Genomic DNA, 16,295 nt, shown 5'->3' with positions numbered 1-16,295 from the left:
GCGAACGGTTTGGCCCACAGAGCGGAAAAGGGCATGACCGGCATCAGTTTGGGCTGCTATCATAGTGCGCCATTCACGCTGACCGAGGAGCTGTTTTGTTTGCAGGAAGCCTGACGAGAAACCCGATCATTGCCGTTTTCTGCCTGACGCTGACGCTACTTGTAGCCGGATGCTCGGGGAGTAAATCGTCAGATATGGGCAGTTATTCCGGTGCCGTCTATACCGTTAAGCGCGGAGACACACTCTACCGCATCTCACGCGCCACGGGGACCAGCGTGAAGGAACTGGCGCGCCTGAATAACATCTCTCCACCGTATACCATTGAGATAGGGCAGAAGCTCAAGGTTAACGGCGGTTCCTCCTCAGGGAAAAAATCCTCAACGCGCAAAACGGCCAAAGTCACACCATCCTACCAGGTACCAAAATCCTCCTGGCCGCCGGTCGGTCAGCGCTGCTGGATCTGGCCTGCCAGCGGAAAAGTGGTGGCGCCGTACTCGCTCTCGGAAGGGGGCAACAAAGGCATTGATATCGCAGCCGCGCGCGGCACGCCGGTTTACGCGTCGGGAGCCGGGAAGGTGGTTTATGTCGGTAATCAGCTGCGCGGTTATGGCAACCTGATCATGATTAAGCATGGTGAGGACTACATTACGGCCTATGCGCATAACGACACGATGCTGGTCAACAACGGTCAGAACGTAAAGGCGGGGCAGAAGATTGCGACCATGGGCAGTACCGGGACGGATACGGTGAAGCTGCATTTCCAGATTCGCTATAAGGCCACGGCCATCGATCCGCAGCGTTATCTTCCGGCGCAGGGCAGTAAACCGAAGTGCTAAGTGATTAGATTATCGCCAGTTAGCTGTGAAGAGGCTTGTATGCAGAAGCGTAAGGTCTATAATGCCTTACGCACCTCAAAGCGGGCGTAGTTCAATGGTAGAACGAGAGCTTCCCAAGCTCTATACGAGGGTTCGATTCCCTTCGCCCGCTCCAGATCTCTCCCCTTGTGGAGAAGCGTTAAAAGCCTTCTCTATCAGCAACTTAAATAGTTACCTATTTTAGTCGCCTATGGGTTCTACCATTGTGATCCGCCCTTGGTAACTGTCACGCTAAGTTACATGGTGAGATGACAGTATAACTCAGCGTTGGCGGCAGTTGCATCCTCACACCGCGATAGTAAAACGTGAAGAAAAAGCTCACCCAGGCATCGTTATGTCATCGACAGACTGATCACACACATTTTAAGCCCGATGTGCGGCCTTGTGGCTGCGTAAACAGGTGAATAGTGGTAAACGTACCTGCACACGACATGCAGGCTCTGCCAGCGCTTCGCTCACGCTCCGAAAGGTACACGAGCACCCTGATAGGGTGTGATCCTTCTGACAATATGATGAAGTCGCTACGCTCCGCTTGTTGCTTGTACCACTAACGGGGCTTTATGGCTTCTATTGTCTTAAACCTGATACATTGGACAAACATCATGTGGATTGCTGTAAAGTTCATCAGTATGATTGCTTGCACAATCAGCGATTGGGAAAACACTTCTGGAAGATAAGGGACGAGACGATATGAAAGTGACTGATGAGGCTTTGTTACGTTCAGGGTTTACACCATCGGATTTGCAGAAGATAAAAAACAACGTTGAAAGCTACGGCGGAACCTTGGGGGAAGCGATTCAGGATCTGGCTAATCGATTCAGGGTTGTTTTATGGATAACATCGGCATGTCTGATGGTTTTTATCCTTTTAGTGTTGTTTACCGCGAAAGAAACTGTCGTGGGTGGTGGGATATCAATTCTGATCGCAATAGTCATCGTTGCATTTATTCAGCCGCCAGTCCTTTCTTACAAATCCTGGCGGTTCTGGAGAAAATTCAGAGGCTAATGGTTCGATGTGTCAGTAGAAAGCAGGTCAAATATTACTTTGGCCTTAAGTCCATAACCTACTATTTTCATTGTTAATTTTGGGCGGCTCATCGTATCGACCTTGCGATAGAAATCACGGGGCATCCATTTAAATAGCCTCCATGCTTCGGGTCTTCTGGCTAATCCAAAGATGCTATATACATTTGCAGTTAACGTAATAGCGTTATAAATCGCAAGTCCTGTTTCAGGCTTGAAACCCATAAACTGGGCCGCTTCCATAGTGCCATCAGCCACAAATCCCTCTGTTTTATATTGTTTTCCATATATTCCAGGAATGATTTCTTTTGACAGACCGTTAATGCCATCTGTTACAAGGATAGCCCCTGCCAGCATACCTAAAGGTGTCATCGTGGCGACCATCAACGCACCGCCAGCAATTGCCATTCCAGAAACCACAATGTGAATAGCTGAAATCATGTAGCCGACGATTTTATTATTTTCCTTAACAAATTCGACCTTCGCGTAAAGCTGTGCGGCTCTGGTTCTTAACAGGCGTTCTTGTTCTTGTAGATTATCTGTTTCGGCACGCAGATTTTTGATGCATGCAATGCATTCTTCATCGGTTTTGGCCCGTCGTGCAGTTTCAAATCCTTTCTCTACGACCTGCCTTATCTCTTCGACAAACTTGATACGTGTTATCCCATCTTGCAAATAGAATGCTGATAGCCGATTTGCAGTTTCGACGAGTTTCCGGGCTTCCAGATTTACCATGGTATCTGACCATGTTCTGTTCCAGCCCCTGTTGAGCAGCGCGATATCCATTAAAGACTCCTTTCCAAAATGGGTCTGTTCATTTTACGTGCAATAAGGTCGAAGACAACAGGAAATACTTTCACAACCCGCCCCCGTGGGTGTCCCGTTGCTTTATTTTTCCAGTTTACATTCTCCTGCTCAAAATTTCCCCGGTTCTGTTGGAGCACTGCCAGACAACTGATTAGTCCGCTAACTATTTTGCTGGAATCTGCATGAACTATCCAGGTGTTGTCACTGCGTCACACGACTTTGCTTGCGTTGCAATTTGCCTCGCTTTATTACAACAGGCGAAACGTTGTCTTTTTGTAGTAAAAAGCCTTACTTTAAAGTAATACATTGTTGTAATTTAATCTCTATATGTATTTTGCAACATAACGGTAAGGGGATGAGATGGCGACCATCTCCTCTGGGCTTCCAGCCGAAGTCTGAAAAGTCGAACGATGAGTAAAACGGATAGTCCGCAAAAAGTTTCACCAGGATTCCAGTTGCCATCTCGTTGAAGCTGTCTTTACCTTGAATGATGTCCATGTTGTTTCCTTATGCTCACTGATGGAGCGAAATTACTCACTTACGGCGGGAAGTAACTCTCACACTTTCAAGCAGGATGTTGATGTATTCCGCTTCCTGTCCTGCGTTGTTGATCTTGTACCATTTGAACTCAGCAGATTTAAGCGTCTGACCAGTAGCAACGGCTTTATAAAGATAAGTTTCCTGTACTGGCGTACCTGCTTCCCCCTTTCGTTCATTGTTATGATCGGTTGTCGACGTTACACGGTGAGTTGCACATTTCCTGCACCCTGGATACCCTGAGATTAATCCTAATAACTCAAGGGTGAGTATGGCTAGCGGGAAGAGAAAGAATCAAAAGGAATCGCCTGAAGAAGAGTTAGATCGCCTGCTGGATGAGCTTGAACTCACACCGGAGCAACGGGAGTTTATCGAATCCATGCGAGAGAATAAGAGCGATCCAAGTAGTGAGTAACGCTTGTCTTAAGCCGAACGAATACAAACAGCATTGTAAGAAATTCTTCTCCAGGTGCATGCAGAATCGCGGTGCCTTTGTTCCGGCTGTCGCTGGAGTGTCATAAATATAAAGACGCGCGCGCATAATTTAAAATTAAACCCTCTTCCTTTTTACGTCATCAGGCGCCCCTGTTATATCTGTCGGCAAATTTTTTATTTCCCGGATCGCAGATGAATACACGACTCCTCCTGTGCGCTGGCGTATTAGCCGCCTCCAGTGCCCATGCCAGCGCCCTCTATTTTTATGAAGCAGGCACCGAAGATACCGCGCTTGCCGGCGCAGGGCAGGCCGCTTGTGCGCAGGATGCCTCGACAATTATGACCAACCCTGCCGGCATGACGCGGTTACCGAATCATATGGTCACCGGTGGGTTACAGGTTATGGACGGCTCCATCGATAACCAGCTGGATAACGATAACGATCAAAGCCCCGGCGACGTGATGAAAACCATCCCAAATGCCAGCGCCTTTTATAGCCAGAAGGTGACCGATAATCTCTATGCCGGAGCCGGGCTTTACGGTAATTACGGCCTGGGGATCGACTACGGCAGCTGGGCGGGCGACAGGTTGATCAAAAAGAGCACCATGGTGGCCATGACGCTCAGCCCCTCGCTGGCCTATAAGCTTAACGACCGTCTCTCGATTGGTGCGTCTGTCAACGTTAACTATGGTTACTTCTCGCTGACCCGCAACGTTAATGATGATGACTATCGACAACGCGATGAAGACCTGGCCATGAGCTATCGGCTTGGGCTGCTGATGCAGCTGACTGACCAGACGCGAGCCGGTATGACCTGGAACAGCGAAACGGACTACAGCTACAATATTGATGGCAAAGCGCGTATACAGAACGACACCTACGACCTGCCGGTGTCGGCGCAAATCAGCGCGCCGCAGCAAATCATGCTCAGCCTGGTGCATGATATAAATCCGCGGTGGTCGGTAATGGGCGATCTCGGCTGGCAGGACTGGAGCCGGTTCGGCGCGCCGCAAATTGTCGTCGGGGACCAGCAGCTGCACAATGTCAGCCGCCTCAAGGACACGTGGCATGGCGCGGTGGGCGTGCAGTATCGTCCAACGCCTCAGTGGCGACTGAATGCCGGCGTGGCGTTCGACAGCTCGCCGTATGAAAGCCAGAGTGATGTGGCCTTAACCTTACCTACCGGCGATGAGTGGCGATTCGGCACGGGAGCCCAGTATCAGATCACCCCGGCCAGCAATATGGGTATTGCCGTTTCGTATCTTCATATGCAGTCGTCGCAGGTGAAATCGCCGGAGGCGTTTGCCGGAGGTTACGACCATCCTTATCTTTGGTTTGCCAGCGTCAACTACAGCTATCAGTTTTGATCGGCTAACCGCTTAAAATATATGGTCTATACTCGCAGATATTCAATGTCAGAAGGTTGTACCATGCACATTTTACCGCCTGTTCGACCCGAAAAATCCATCGAACGACTGACCGCTATCCTTGAGCCGATAGCGGAGAAAGTGCAGGTTGTCCCGCGCAAGCGACTCACGTGGTTACGGAAAGGAAAGCAGCAGATGTATCTCTTTCTGGAAGGGGAGCTGTCCCTGCTGCGGGCCTCGGATGGACTGGTGGTAGTAACCGTTTACGAGCCGCATTTGTTTGGTATCGCAGAGATGATCCAGCCTACCCAGGGGCATTTTCTGCGGGCCGAGAGGACGTCGACGATTTTACGTCTCGATGCGGATAAGGCGGCAGCGTTGTTTCGTGCCGAGGGCGTCTGGGAGGATGTTGCGGCGCTGCTCTCATACCACACGGCCTATTTGATATTCCGTGATGCGCAGGTGCTACAGCAGCGTACCTATTCGGTTATTCGTAACCACCTTCAGGAAATGATTTTATTACCTGAAGAGACGCGTTTACGAACCACGATTCTGGAGTATATTCAGGATAGAACGCTGCTCTCTCGCAGCAGTATACTCAATGTATTATCCGCCCTTAAGCAAGGAGAGTATATTTCTTTCAAGCGCGGTGGATATCTGCTGGAGGTCAGGCATTTACCTGAATCATTCTAGCGAAAGTTTAAAATTAAACAGAAACAGAATTAACGAAGCTGTTCATTTTCTATATCGTTTGCTTTCTAAGTTTATTTTATCACGTAAACGGTATATTTATGAAAAAGACAGTTGTCGCATTGATTATGGTAAATGCGTTTACCGCCACTTCAGCGTTAGCCGCCGCGGATGCGGGCACCTGGTACGGCGGAGCGAAATTCGGCTGGTCTCACTATTTTGATACCAGTACGGGTTCAAAAGCATTTGGTAACAATAATTACGACCACTTTGATTTTGACCATGATAATGTCGGTGGAGGTGTTTATACGGGTTATCAGATTACCCCATGGCTTGCGGTAGAAGGCGGTTATGATTATTTAGGAAATATGCAGATCAAGGGTCAACATAGCGCAGGGGCGCAAATGAAGGCTCAGGGTCTGCAAATGTCGCTGAAGGCGAGCTACGCCCTGACCAATGACTGGGATATTTATGGCCGTGCCGGTGCGATGGGCTATCGCGCTGAATCCGATGTAAGTGGTCACAATCGCTTTGAAACCGGCGTGCGCCCGCTTGCAGCCGTAGGTACTGAATACGCCTTCAACAAAAACTGGGCGGGTCGCCTGGAGTATCAGTGGGTTAGCAACGTGGGAAATGTTAATCAGATCGGTGTGAGCAGCGACCTGAGTTCCGTCACCGCAGGGCTTAGCTATCGCTTCGGTCAGTACGACTGATGCCTGTGTCATTACTCATAATAAAAACCCAGCTACCGTGTAGCCGGGTTTTTTGCATTCAGCTGGATAATAACGGTTCAAGAATAAGGTGGATATTTTGCAGGCCCGTTAAGTTTTTATCTTTTAGGTACTGCTGATTAACCATATCTAATTGTTCCAGTTTGGTCAGCGAGGCATAGACGCGTTGAACCGCACTGTCAGAAACAAATATTTCTTTGGCGGTTGCATCCTGAAGATACTGCGATTTTACGCTGCGCGTTAAGTTATCAATCTGCTGTTTATTTTCCTGATAGAGAGACGCGATATGAGAAATCTGTGCCTGCGGCGGTTTCTCTCCCGGCAATACCAGCGGAATTTGCAGATGATTAATCTTTTCAACCTTATCGGGTGGGGAAGAACGACATGCTGTTAATATGCTCAGGCTTAAGACAGCGAAAAAGAACGGCAGGCTCTTCATCGAATCACTCCGGAAAATAATGGGACTCAGCATTATCCCTGAAGGCCACAGCGACGAAAGGTTAACCTTGTTTATTTATAAACGTTATTTCCTTGGGTAAAAGAAAAGTCTGGTGGTAGCCTCCTTTTCTCCCTGTACCGACAGCCCGGATGCGGTCCGCGCCATGTCGACGGAGATGATTTTCGATTATTTCGGCGTGCATCTTAACGGCATCAGGGCGGCAGGTATAAGCTTGAGCTGGATAATGGCGTGCTAAACCATAGCACCAACGCTCAGGCAGAAGATCCTGATGCGACCATAACGCTCAGCCGGGAAACGCTGAACAAAATCATCCTTAAAGAAACCCCTTGAACGTAAAAAAGGCTGCTTTCGCAGCCTTTTAGCATTCGCATGCAACAATTTGCCGGGTGGCGGCTTCGCCTTGATGGTTAAATGACGCCATCCCCGCCGTCTGAACACCATACCTGGCCGGATGTGTATGAACACTCATCCGAGGCAAGCGTGACGTACAGCGGCGCGATTTCGACGGGCTGACCCGGACGCCCCAGTGGGGTGCTCTCACCAAAGTGTTTCACTTTTTCCTGCGGCTGACCGCCGCTGGGCTGGAGCACGGTCCAGTAAGGACCGGGCGCTACCGCATTAACGCGTATCCCTTTCGGCCCCAGCTGCTTCGCCAGCGCTTTGGTGAACACCGCGAGACAGGCTTTGGTCTGTGCATAGTCAAGCAGTACGGCGCTCGGTTTTACCGCCTGTACGGATGAGGTGTTGATAATGGACGCGGGGGCCTTCAGGTGGCGTAGCGCCGCCTTGGTGATCCAGAAAGGCGCGTAAACGTTGGTTTTAAAGGTCGCGTCAAAATCTTCCGTGGTCAGCTCTTCGAGCGACTCACGGTACTGCTGGCGGCCAGCGTTATTCACCAGAATATCCAGCCCACCCAGCTTGCTGACGGCCTGCTCCACGAGGTTCTGACAGAAGGTTTCGTCCCGTACGTCGCCAGGCAACGCGACGGCGGTGCGCCCTTCGGCTTTAATCAGGGCAATGACCTCGGCTGCGTCTTCTTCCTCTTCCGGCAGGTAGTTGATCGCCACGTCTGCCCCTTCGCGGGCATAGGCAATGGCAACCGCGCGCCCGATGCCGGAGTCGCCACCGGTGATAAGCGCTTTCTTACCGGTAAGCCGGCCATGCCCTTTGTAGCTGGTCTCACCGTGATCGGGAACAGGATCCATTTCAGAGGCCAGGCCCGGTGGCGTCTGGGGCTGTTCCGGGAAAGGGGGCGTTGGGTAAGCGTTCGTACGTTGTTCATTATCACTCATAGCTAACTCCTTGTTAGGGGTGAGATTTGATGGATAGGTACAGCGTTAACGCTTCGCTGAATTATTTTTGCAGGTGGCTGACCCGCACGACGGGTGGTGATGATTTTTTATCGAGCGAGCCGCTAATACTAATCATGTTGTCAGGCTCCACGGTTCGGTCATCAAATATGGCTTTCGGAATAACAACATCTATTTTCCCGGTTTTATCCTGGAAGACGTATTTATCATCCTTCCCGTCAATAAGGTTACCGCGCAGAGAAATAGAGGCGCCGTCATGCATCTCTTTTGCCTGAGTTATCGTCATAATGCGCGCATCATCAGTACCACGATAACCGCTGTCCAGCGCATGTGGTGGTGGGGGCGCTTCACCCTTTTGTAACCCGCCGTTATTATCTGCCCATGCAGAAGGTATAATTAATATTAACAAAGCTGTAATGGCTGATAATTTCATCTGATATCCTTCATTTTGCATGTCTTGACTTATTAAGTATTGTTGCTATTCCTTTATGTGGCAAATGTGATAAGTCTTAAAAGCATTTGCGTAGAAAAATCATAAATTTCGGCAATTAAGCGAAACGGTGACGAAAGCCATGGAACCTGAAAATGAAAAAGTGCCCGGGATAAAAGAGAGTAATCGTTTACTGACGTTTGAGTATGCATTTCGTCAGGTTGGTTTTATTGTTCTGTTAGCTATTATCGTGGCCGCGATCGCCGGCCTGTTTTCCAGCGGTGCGCTCAGCGACGTGGAGAAAACAAACGAAGCAAAATCCCTGAATCTGGGCTACGAGCGCTTCGGCCGCCGCCAAACCGAATCGCGGATGGCGCTCACCTTCCCGGTAATAGCTGAGGGCAAATACACCCTCAGCCTGACCAGCGAAAGCAGCGATGTGTATGAACCTGGCAGCGTCTGGCCGCAGCCGGACAGCATGTACAGCCGTGGGAATACCCTGTTTCTTGTCTACGATAACTTAAAACAGAGCGATAAGTTCACCGTCTTGCTGTTCATCACGCCGACAAAAGCAGGGAAATGGACAAACAGTATCCGCGTAAACAACGAGCCAGAAATCCGCTTCTGGCAGTTTATTTACCCCTAGGAGTCGAATATGGACATGGTTTTTCGTGCCCTGGCAATATACCTGTTTCTGGTTATCGTGTTTAAAGTCGCCGGGCGGCGCGCCCTGCTGCAAATGACCAGCTTTGACCTTATTTTGCTCTTAATTATCAGTGAGGCGACACAGCAGGCGCTGCTGGGAGAAGATTTTTCCGTTACCGGGGCGATGATTACAATAACAACGCTGGTGGTGGTAGATATTATTTTTGGCCTGATGAAAAAATATTCTTCCTCCGTTGAGAATGTTCTCGATGGCACGCCGGTGATATTGGTAGAGAATGGTGTTCCCATCGCGGATAAGCTGAAAAAAGTCGATGTTTCCTGCGATGATATATTGGTTTCAGCACGCCAGAATCACGGCATAACAGAATTAAAAGATATTAAATACGCGATCCTTGAGCGTAACGGCCATATTTCGATTATTCCTGAAGAAAATTAATTAAGGGGCACATCCATGAGCAACCTTATTCACGATAACAACACGACCATCAGCGAGCTGACGAAAAAGCTCGCCACAACGCTCACAGACAGAGGGCTGCGTATGACCACGGCGGAGTCCTGTACCGGCGGTAATCTGGCGGTGGCGCTCTGTGCAGAAGAAAATACCGCAGAGTTTTATGACGTGGGCATGGTGGTATTCAGCGACGAAGCGAAGGAGCGGATCCTGGGCGTTAACCACGACACGATTGAACGGTTCACCGCCGTCAGCGAGCAGACGGTGACCGAGATGGCTGCGAAAATTCGCGATATTGCCGAGGCGGATATCGGCGTTGCCATCAGCGGCTATGCGGGGCCGGAAGGCGGAGACGATGGCACCGCAGCCGGTACGGTCTGCTTCGGCTGGAATATTTGCGGGCAGACGGAAACCCGCACCGTGCTGTTCTCCGGGGAATGTCAGGATGTGGTGGAAAAAGCGGTGCGTTATTCGCTGTCTGAACTGATCGAAATACTTTCCGGCTGGGATAACGTCTGAAACAAGGGGAAAGGCTATGGCTGTCATCGTAATTACCGGCGGTACGGCGGGCGTGGGGAAAGCCACGGCGCTGCACTTTGCTAAAGCGGGCTACGACGTGGGCATTATTGCCCGCGATGAGCAGAGCCTGCGCTCTACGGAAGAGGAGTTACGCCGTTTCGGGATCAACGCGTATGCCGTTCAGGCCGACGTGGCGGACAGCAAGGCGGTGACGGAGGCTGCCAACGAGATTGAATACCGGCTAGGGGCCATTGACGTGTGGGTGAATAACGCCATGGGCGGGATGCTGGCGCCCTTTCGTACCATGTCCCCTGAGGAGTTTCGCCGCGTTACCGAGGTGACCTATCTGGGCTATGTTAACGGCACCCGCGCCGCGCTGGAGTTAATGACTCCTCGTGACCGGGGGACGATTATTCAGGTTGGCTCCGCGCTGGCCTACCGCTCCATTCCCTTGCAGTCAGCCTACTGTGGGGCGAAGGCCGCGATCCGCGGGTTTACCGACGCCGTGCGCACCGAGCTGATGCATGAAAACAGCCGGGTGCAGATCGCCATGGTACAGATGCCGGGCCTCAACACGCCGCAGTTCGAGTGGGCGAGGAATAAATTTGCCTGGGCAATGCGACCGGTTCCCCCCGTATTTCAGCCGGAAGTGGCTGCCAGCGCGATTTTTAAGGTAGCGCAAAAACCCGTGCGGGAGCTATGGGTGGGCAGCAGCACGATCCAGTCGATTGTCGGGCAATTCCTTTTCCCCGGTTTTCTGGACCGGCTGATGGTCAAAAAAGCCTGGGAAGGGCAGATGACCGATACGCTGAATGCGGACGATCGCCAGGACTATCTGGATCGGCCGGTTAACGATCTGCATAAAATCCACGGGCACTTCACCAACGAAGCAAAAGAGCGCGCCACCAGCGTCACCTCCGGTATGCCTGGGAAAGTGCTGCTCGGATCCCTTGCCGTCACGAGCGCAATCGTGGCTCGTCTGCTGCTTTCCCGGAGACGCTAATCAGCGCAACGCGGTACGATCGGTCCAGAACCAGCGGTAGCCGTAGCCGCTGAGGTTAAGCTCAACGGTTTTACCGCAAATCAACGCGTCGTCGTAGCGTTTGTCCGCCAGGCAGGCGGTCCAGGTGGCGTGTCGGATCCCTCTGGCGGTAAAATTAACGGGCTTATCGCTGAAATTAACGAAGGTCAGGATGCTGCGCGTATCGGTTTCGTAATAGATCCCCAGCACCGCATCGCTGTCGATAGTGATAAGGCGAAATGGCGCGACGCCGATTTCAGGGAACTCGGAGCGCGTATTGGCGATGTCGATAATGCGGTGCAGAAGCGAGCTGCGGTGCAACAGGGAGTCCGCCACGTTGATTTTCTGGTAGCGGTACGGACCGTGGTCAATGATCGGGGCGATAAAGGTATCCGGGTCGGCATCTGAGAAGCCGCCGCCTTGCGATCCGGCCCACTGCATCGGAGTGCGGACGGCGTAACGCTCTTCCAGATCCAAATCATCCCCCATGCCAATCTCATCCCCGTAGCGCATGACCGGTACGCCCGGCAGTGAAAATAAGACCGCATGGCAAAAGGCCAGCCGCTTTCGATCGCCATTAAGCATCGGCGCCAGACGGCGGCGGATCCCACGCTGATACACGCTCATCTCTTCATCCGGGGCAAAGGCATCAACGACGGTCTGCTTCGCTTTTTTTCCTATCCCTTCCAGGTCCAGCTCATCATGATTGCGCAGCCAGTTGGCGAAACAGCAGGAGTCTGGCGGCACAATCATCTTCTTTACCGCGTTGCGCAGCGGTCGCGCGCTTTTCTCCGCAAGGCTGACGTAGAAGTACTTATTGAGCCAGAAATTCAGCACCAGATTCAGCCGATCGTTCTGCCCAAAATACGCTTTGTAGGCTTCGACCTCCACGTCGACTTCGCCGAGCAGGATCGCGTCCGGGTTACGCTGCTCGATAAGACGGCGCAGGTGTTCCAGGATCCACAGCCCGCGTTTTTCATCCCCACGCCCGGCCTGTTTTGTCAGGTGCGACGCCGCATCCAGACGAAAGCCCGACACCCCGAGCTTTAGCCAGAAGATGATGATGTTCTCAACTTCCTTCAGCACCGCAGGGGAAGCCAGATTAAGATCCGGCTCGTGGCGATAGAACATATGCCGGTAGTATTGCCCCGCCTCGTCGTCCCATGTCCAGACGCTCTTTTCCACGCCAGGGAACATCGGGGGCGTATCGTCCTCGTCCGTGTCGGACCAGAGGTAATAGTCCCGGTAGGGTGACTGCGGGTTGCGGCGGGCCTGCTGAAACCAGGGATGCGCATCCGAGGTATGCTGGATCAGCAGTTCAATAATGACCTTCATCCCCAGCTCCCGCGCCTGCTCAATGAAGGCGATAATATCGTTGAGCTTGCCGAAGCGGGGATCGACCTGCAAATGGTCGCTCACGTCATAGCCTTCATCGAGAAAAGGTGTGAGGTAAAACGGGGTGATCCAGATAACCGTCGCGCCCATCCGGCGAATGTAGCGCAGCTTCGCGGCGATCCCGGCGATGTCGCCGCAGCCATCGCCGTTAAGATCGTAAAACAGGGCGGTATCAATCTGGTAAATAATGGCGCGTGTATGCCAGCCTGCCATAGCAATCCTTAGTGATAACCTTCGGTATCAGACACTTTGCCCCGGAAGACGTAGTAGCTCCAGGCGGTGTAAACCAGGATCACCGGAACGATGAGCAGCGTGCCGATCAGCATAAACAGCTGGCTGGCAGGCGGCGCGGAGGCTTCCCACAGGGTAATGTGCGGCGGAATAATGTGTGGCCACAGGCTGATGCCCAGCCCGCTAAAGCCGAGAAAGATTAAGCCCAGCGTCAGCAGGAACGGGCGGGCGTGGCTGTCGGGATTGCGCGTCAGCCGCCAGATCCACAGGCTGAATACCGCCACCAGTACAGGGACCGGCAGGAACCAGAAGAAGTTGGGCAGGGTGAACCAGCGCTCGGCGACAAACTGCCAGCCGAGTGGCGTCCAGATGCTCACCACCGCAATGACGGCGATCAGCGCCAGCAGCACGTGACGGGTCAGCTCGCGCATCCGGTTTTGCAGCGCCCCTTCGCTTTTCATGATTAGCCACGTGGTGGCCAGCAGGGTATAGGCGACAATTAAGCCCAGCCCGCAGAACAGGTTGAACGGCGTGAACCAGTCCAGCGAGGAACCGACAAAGCGTCGGCCTTCGACGTCAAAGCCGTTGATCATCGCGCCGACCACGATCCCCTGGCTGAAGGTCGCGAGCAGGGAGCCGCCAGCAAAGGAGTAGTCCCAGAACTTGCGGTGGGAAGGGGTTGCCTTGAAGCGAAACTCAAACGCGACGCCGCGGAAAATCAGCCCGATCAGCATGGCCGTCAGCGGGATGGTCAGGGCATCGATAATCACCGCGTAGGCCAGCGGGAACGCGCCGAACAGCCCCGCGCCGCCGAGAACCAGCCAGGTTTCATTTCCGTCCCAGACCGGGGCGACGCTGTTCACCATCACGTCGCGCTCTTTGGCATCTCCCACAAAGCTGAACAGCATGCCGATACCGAGATCGAAGCCGTCCATGATGATGTACATCAGCGTGGCGAAGACAATAATGGCAAACCAGATGACCGGGATATCGACGCCCATCAGATCTTCTCCTCTTCCGGAACGGACTCGGCGGCGGACAGCGGACGGGCAGGGGTGCCCGACGTGTTAGACGTCAGCGTGCCGACAGGCTGTGGCCCTTTCTTAATTAACCGGGCGAGATACACATAGCCCACGCCAAACACCGAACAGTAAACCACGATAAAGGCCAGCAGGCTGATGCTCATCTGCAACGTGCTGTGCAGAGACACCGCGTCTATCGTGCGCAGATAGCCGTAGACGACCCACGGCTGACGGCCCACCTCGGTGGTGACCCATCCGGCGAGCAGCGCGAGCAGTCCGGCTGGCCCCATGCAGAGGGCAAACCAGTGGAATGGCCGGGAGTGGTAAAGCCGACGGCGATAGCGCAGCCAGACGCTCAGCACGCCAAGCGTAATCATCAGCAGGCCCATGCCGACCATAATGCGGAAGGACCAGAAGACGATGAGCGAGTTCGGACGGTCCTCTTTCGGGAAATCTTTCAGCGCAGGCACCTGTTTATCCAGGCTGTGCGTCAGGATCAGGCTGCCGAGGGCCGGGATTTCAAGCCCGTATTTGGTGCGCTCTTCTTCCATATCCGGTACGCCAAACAGCAGCAGCGGGGTGGCCTCGCCCGGCGGATTTTCCCAGTGGCCTTCAATCGCGGCGATTTTGGCCGGCTGATGCTCAAGCGTATTCAGCCCGTGCATATCCCCGACCACGGCCTGAATAGGCGCGACCAGCAGCGCCATCCACATGGCCATGGAGAACATCTTGCGGATCGCGGGCGTATCGTTACCGCGCAGGAGATGCCACGCCCCGGACGCGCCCACAAACAAGGCGCTGCACAGGAAGGCGGCAATGGACATATGGATCAGGCGGTAAGGGAAAGAGGGGTTAAAGATGATGGCCAGCCAGTCTTCGGGAATAACCTGTCCGTTCTGGATACTGAAGCCCTGCGGGGTGTGCATCCAGCTGTTGGAGGCGAGGATCCAGAAGGTGGACATCAGCGTGCCCAGCGCCACCATGCAGGTGGCAAAGAAGTGCAGGCCGGGGCCAACCTTGTTCCAGCCGAACAGCATCACGCCCAGGAAACCGGCTTCCAGGAAGAAGGCTGTTAAAACTTCATAGGTGAGAAGGGGGCCGGTTATGCTGCCCGCGAACTGGGAAAAGCCGCTCCAGTTAGTGCCAAACTGGTAAGCCATCACCAGCCCGGAAACCACGCCCATGCCAAAATTCACGGCGAAAATCTTTAGCCAGAAGTGGTATAGCGAGCGCCAGACATCGTTTTTTGTGCGAAGCCACATGCCTTCGAGTACCACCAGATAGCTCGCAAGCCCGATGGTGATCGCAGGGAAGAGAATATGAAAAGAGACGGTAAAGGCGAACTGGATCCTGGCCAGATGAAACGCATCGAGCTCGAACATGCTCCGTACCTCTGGAACTGATAGCGCACATGGTATTGCCAGGCAGCCTCAGGCGGCCTGGCAAAACCGGTTACGGTTTTTTCTTACCCGCACCAAGCTCGGCGCCGGTAAGCGGATCGGCATCAGGATCGGATTTCGTGCGCGCGCACATCGCTTTGACCAGCGTGGCCTGCTCTGTTGTGAGCTTCACGCTTGCGCCACCGTCACCACCATCGACCGCTGGCTGAGGAGATTCCACGTAGTCGAAGTGCTTATCGCTGTTCCAGCTGCCGCGAACTTCTCCCCCCTCAGACATATTGTAGTACTTGTTGGTGTACTCTTCGATTGGCGGCAGTTTACCCGGTGGGAAATTGTTACGGATCGACTGGAGTGCCTTCTCAAATGAGAGCTGGTGCGCTGCCTCACGCGTCATTAAAAACGCCAGCGCATCTTTAACACCCGGATCGTCCGTTACGTTAATCAACCGCTCGTAGATAATCTTGGCGCGCGCCTCTGCCGCTATGTTAGAGCGCAGGTCGGCTGTGGGTTCGCCAATGGTATCTACATAGGCTGCCGTCCAGGGCACGCCCGCGGAGTTGGTCAGCGGCGTGCCGCCACCGTAGAGCAGGGAGGTGATATGACTGTCGTTGCCGTTCTCGGTCATGGACCGGTACAGCTCCGCTTCATTCTCAACGCCTTCCGCCAGCTCACCTTTCGCACCCTTATTCAGCATACCCACCAGGGTGCCGATAATTTCCAGGTGGCTTAACTCCTCGGTCGCGATATCCATCAGCATATCTTTACGACCGGGATCGTCGTCGCTCAGTCCCTGCGTAAAGTAACGACATGCCGCGGCAAGTTCGCCCTGTGGCCCGCCAAACTGCTCAAGCAGCAGGTTGGCCAGGCCCGGATTCGGTTCGGCTACGCGGACCGTGTATTGCAGCTGTTTTACGTGTCGAAACAT

General features: G+C 53.2%; 19 protein-coding genes, 1 tRNA gene and 2 pseudogenes. 12 read left to right on the top strand and 10 right to left on the bottom strand.

The window, feature by feature from the left end; translation table 11 throughout:
• Positions 1-95 precede the first annotated feature (95 nt).
• From actS to A3466_RS19470, 3 genes are all read left to right on the top strand, one after another.
• On the top strand, positions 96-836 hold the full coding sequence (gene actS / locus A3466_RS19480; protein ID WP_038416673.1) for an amidase activator ActS: 741 nt from the start codon (positions 96-98) through the stop codon (positions 834-836).
• A gap of 80 nt (positions 837-916) precedes the next feature.
• A tRNA-Gly gene (locus A3466_RS19475) sits at positions 917-990 on the top strand.
• Between the two features lie 575 nt (positions 991-1,565).
• Positions 1,566-1,880 (top strand): hypothetical protein, encoded by a 315-nt coding sequence (locus tag A3466_RS19470; protein ID WP_032678921.1) that lies wholly within the window; start codon positions 1,566-1,568, stop codon positions 1,878-1,880.
• Here A3466_RS19470 and A3466_RS19465 read toward each other — a convergent pair.
• The 3 genes and pseudogenes from A3466_RS19465 to A3466_RS23750 all read right to left on the bottom strand — a co-directional run.
• Positions 1,877-2,683, bottom strand: a complete 807-nt coding sequence (locus A3466_RS19465; RefSeq protein ID WP_063451980.1) for a DUF4225 domain-containing protein — start codon at positions 2,681-2,683, stop codon at positions 1,877-1,879. The genes A3466_RS19470 and A3466_RS19465 overlap by 4 nt on opposite strands.
• Before the next feature lie 309 nt (positions 2,684-2,992).
• Positions 2,993-3,202, bottom strand: a complete 210-nt coding sequence (locus A3466_RS19460; protein WP_063451979.1) for a hypothetical protein — start codon at positions 3,200-3,202, stop codon at positions 2,993-2,995.
• A 48-nt stretch (positions 3,203-3,250) separates the two neighbouring features.
• Positions 3,251-3,379, bottom strand: a pseudogene (locus A3466_RS23750) (type VI secretion system tube protein Hcp); the annotation flags it as partial.
• Positions 3,380-3,512: 133 nt separating this feature from the next.
• Here A3466_RS23750 and A3466_RS23485 point away from each other — a divergent pair.
• The 4 genes from A3466_RS23485 (at position 3,513) to A3466_RS19440 (ending at position 6,447) form a co-directional block, all read left to right on the top strand.
• On the top strand, positions 3,513-3,656 hold the full coding sequence (locus A3466_RS23485; protein WP_063451978.1) for a hypothetical protein: 144 nt from the start codon (positions 3,513-3,515) through the stop codon (positions 3,654-3,656).
• Positions 3,657-3,868: 212 nt separating this feature from the next.
• Positions 3,869-5,044 carry an OmpP1/FadL family transporter gene (locus tag A3466_RS19450; RefSeq protein ID WP_063451977.1) on the top strand — a complete coding sequence of 392 codons (1,176 nt, stop codon included), beginning with the start codon at positions 3,869-3,871 and terminating at the stop codon, positions 5,042-5,044.
• A gap of 63 nt (positions 5,045-5,107) precedes the next feature.
• A complete protein-coding gene (locus A3466_RS19445) occupies positions 5,108-5,737 on the top strand; it encodes a winged helix-turn-helix transcriptional regulator (RefSeq protein ID WP_063451976.1) in 630 nt (209 codons plus the stop codon).
• Between the two features lie 98 nt (positions 5,738-5,835).
• The gene (locus A3466_RS19440; RefSeq protein WP_063451975.1) at positions 5,836-6,447 is read left to right on the top strand and encodes an outer membrane beta-barrel protein; all 612 of its coding nucleotides are present in this window, start codon (positions 5,836-5,838) and stop codon (positions 6,445-6,447) included.
• A gap of 58 nt (positions 6,448-6,505) precedes the next feature.
• Here the strand turns inward: A3466_RS19440 and A3466_RS19435 are convergent, their stop codons facing one another.
• On the bottom strand, positions 6,506-6,904 hold the full coding sequence (locus A3466_RS19435; protein WP_063451974.1) for a hypothetical protein: 399 nt from the start codon (positions 6,902-6,904) through the stop codon (positions 6,506-6,508).
• Positions 6,905-7,067: 163 nt separating this feature from the next.
• On the opposite strand from A3466_RS19435, the pseudogene A3466_RS22920 reads away from it, so the two are divergent.
• Positions 7,068-7,255 (top strand): annotated as a pseudogene (locus A3466_RS22920) (alkyl sulfatase C-terminal domain-containing protein).
• Between the two features lie 77 nt (positions 7,256-7,332).
• Here A3466_RS22920 and A3466_RS19430 read toward each other — a convergent pair.
• A complete protein-coding gene (locus tag A3466_RS19430) occupies positions 7,333-8,217 on the bottom strand; it encodes an SDR family oxidoreductase (protein WP_063451973.1) in 885 nt (294 codons plus the stop codon).
• A 61-nt stretch (positions 8,218-8,278) separates the two neighbouring features.
• Complete coding sequence (locus A3466_RS19425) at positions 8,279-8,668, bottom strand: YdeI family stress tolerance OB fold protein (protein ID WP_063452025.1); 390 nt, start codon at positions 8,666-8,668, stop codon at positions 8,279-8,281.
• Positions 8,669-8,807: 139 nt separating this feature from the next.
• Here A3466_RS19425 and A3466_RS19420 point away from each other — a divergent pair, with 139 nt between their 5' ends.
• The 4 genes from A3466_RS19420 to A3466_RS19405 are packed head-to-tail and all read left to right on the top strand — an operon-like array spanning position 8,808 to position 11,304.
• Positions 8,808-9,311 carry a hypothetical protein gene (locus A3466_RS19420; protein ID WP_063451972.1) on the top strand — a complete coding sequence of 168 codons (504 nt, stop codon included), beginning with the start codon at positions 8,808-8,810 and terminating at the stop codon, positions 9,309-9,311.
• Positions 9,312-9,320: 9 nt separating this feature from the next.
• On the top strand, positions 9,321-9,767 hold the full coding sequence (locus A3466_RS19415; RefSeq protein ID WP_063451971.1) for a DUF421 domain-containing protein: 447 nt from the start codon (positions 9,321-9,323) through the stop codon (positions 9,765-9,767).
• Between the two features lie 15 nt (positions 9,768-9,782).
• On the top strand, positions 9,783-10,301 hold the full coding sequence (locus tag A3466_RS19410; protein WP_063451970.1) for a 2-oxo-tetronate isomerase: 519 nt from the start codon (positions 9,783-9,785) through the stop codon (positions 10,299-10,301).
• 16 nt (positions 10,302-10,317) lie between these two features.
• Entirely contained in the window at positions 10,318-11,304 is a 987-nt protein-coding gene (locus A3466_RS19405) for an SDR family oxidoreductase (protein ID WP_063451969.1), read from the top strand.
• Here A3466_RS19405 and A3466_RS19400 read toward each other — a convergent pair whose 3' ends face one another.
• The 4 genes from A3466_RS19400 to A3466_RS19385 form a co-directional block, all read right to left on the bottom strand.
• Complete coding sequence (locus A3466_RS19400; RefSeq protein ID WP_063451968.1) at positions 11,305-12,930, bottom strand: alpha-amylase family protein; 1,626 nt, start codon at positions 12,928-12,930, stop codon at positions 11,305-11,307.
• An 8-nt stretch (positions 12,931-12,938) separates the two neighbouring features.
• Entirely contained in the window at positions 12,939-13,949 is a 1,011-nt protein-coding gene (gene cydB, locus A3466_RS19395; protein WP_063451967.1) for a cytochrome d ubiquinol oxidase subunit II, read from the bottom strand.
• Positions 13,949-15,352, bottom strand: a complete 1,404-nt coding sequence (locus A3466_RS19390; RefSeq protein ID WP_003862857.1) for a cytochrome ubiquinol oxidase subunit I — start codon at positions 15,350-15,352, stop codon at positions 13,949-13,951. Before A3466_RS19390 ends, cydB begins: the two co-directional genes overlap by 1 nt.
• A 70-nt stretch (positions 15,353-15,422) precedes the next feature.
• On the bottom strand, positions 15,423-16,295 hold the full coding sequence (locus tag A3466_RS19385) for a manganese catalase family protein (RefSeq protein ID WP_063451966.1): 873 nt from the start codon (positions 16,293-16,295) through the stop codon (positions 15,423-15,425).

It is taken from the genome of Enterobacter genomosp. S (assembly GCF_001631805.1).
Taxonomy (GTDB): domain Bacteria; phylum Pseudomonadota; class Gammaproteobacteria; order Enterobacterales; family Enterobacteriaceae; genus Enterobacter; species Enterobacter quasihormaechei.
The sequence above is the reverse complement of the archived record's forward strand: the minus strand, read 5'-3'. Positions and strand labels throughout refer to the sequence as shown.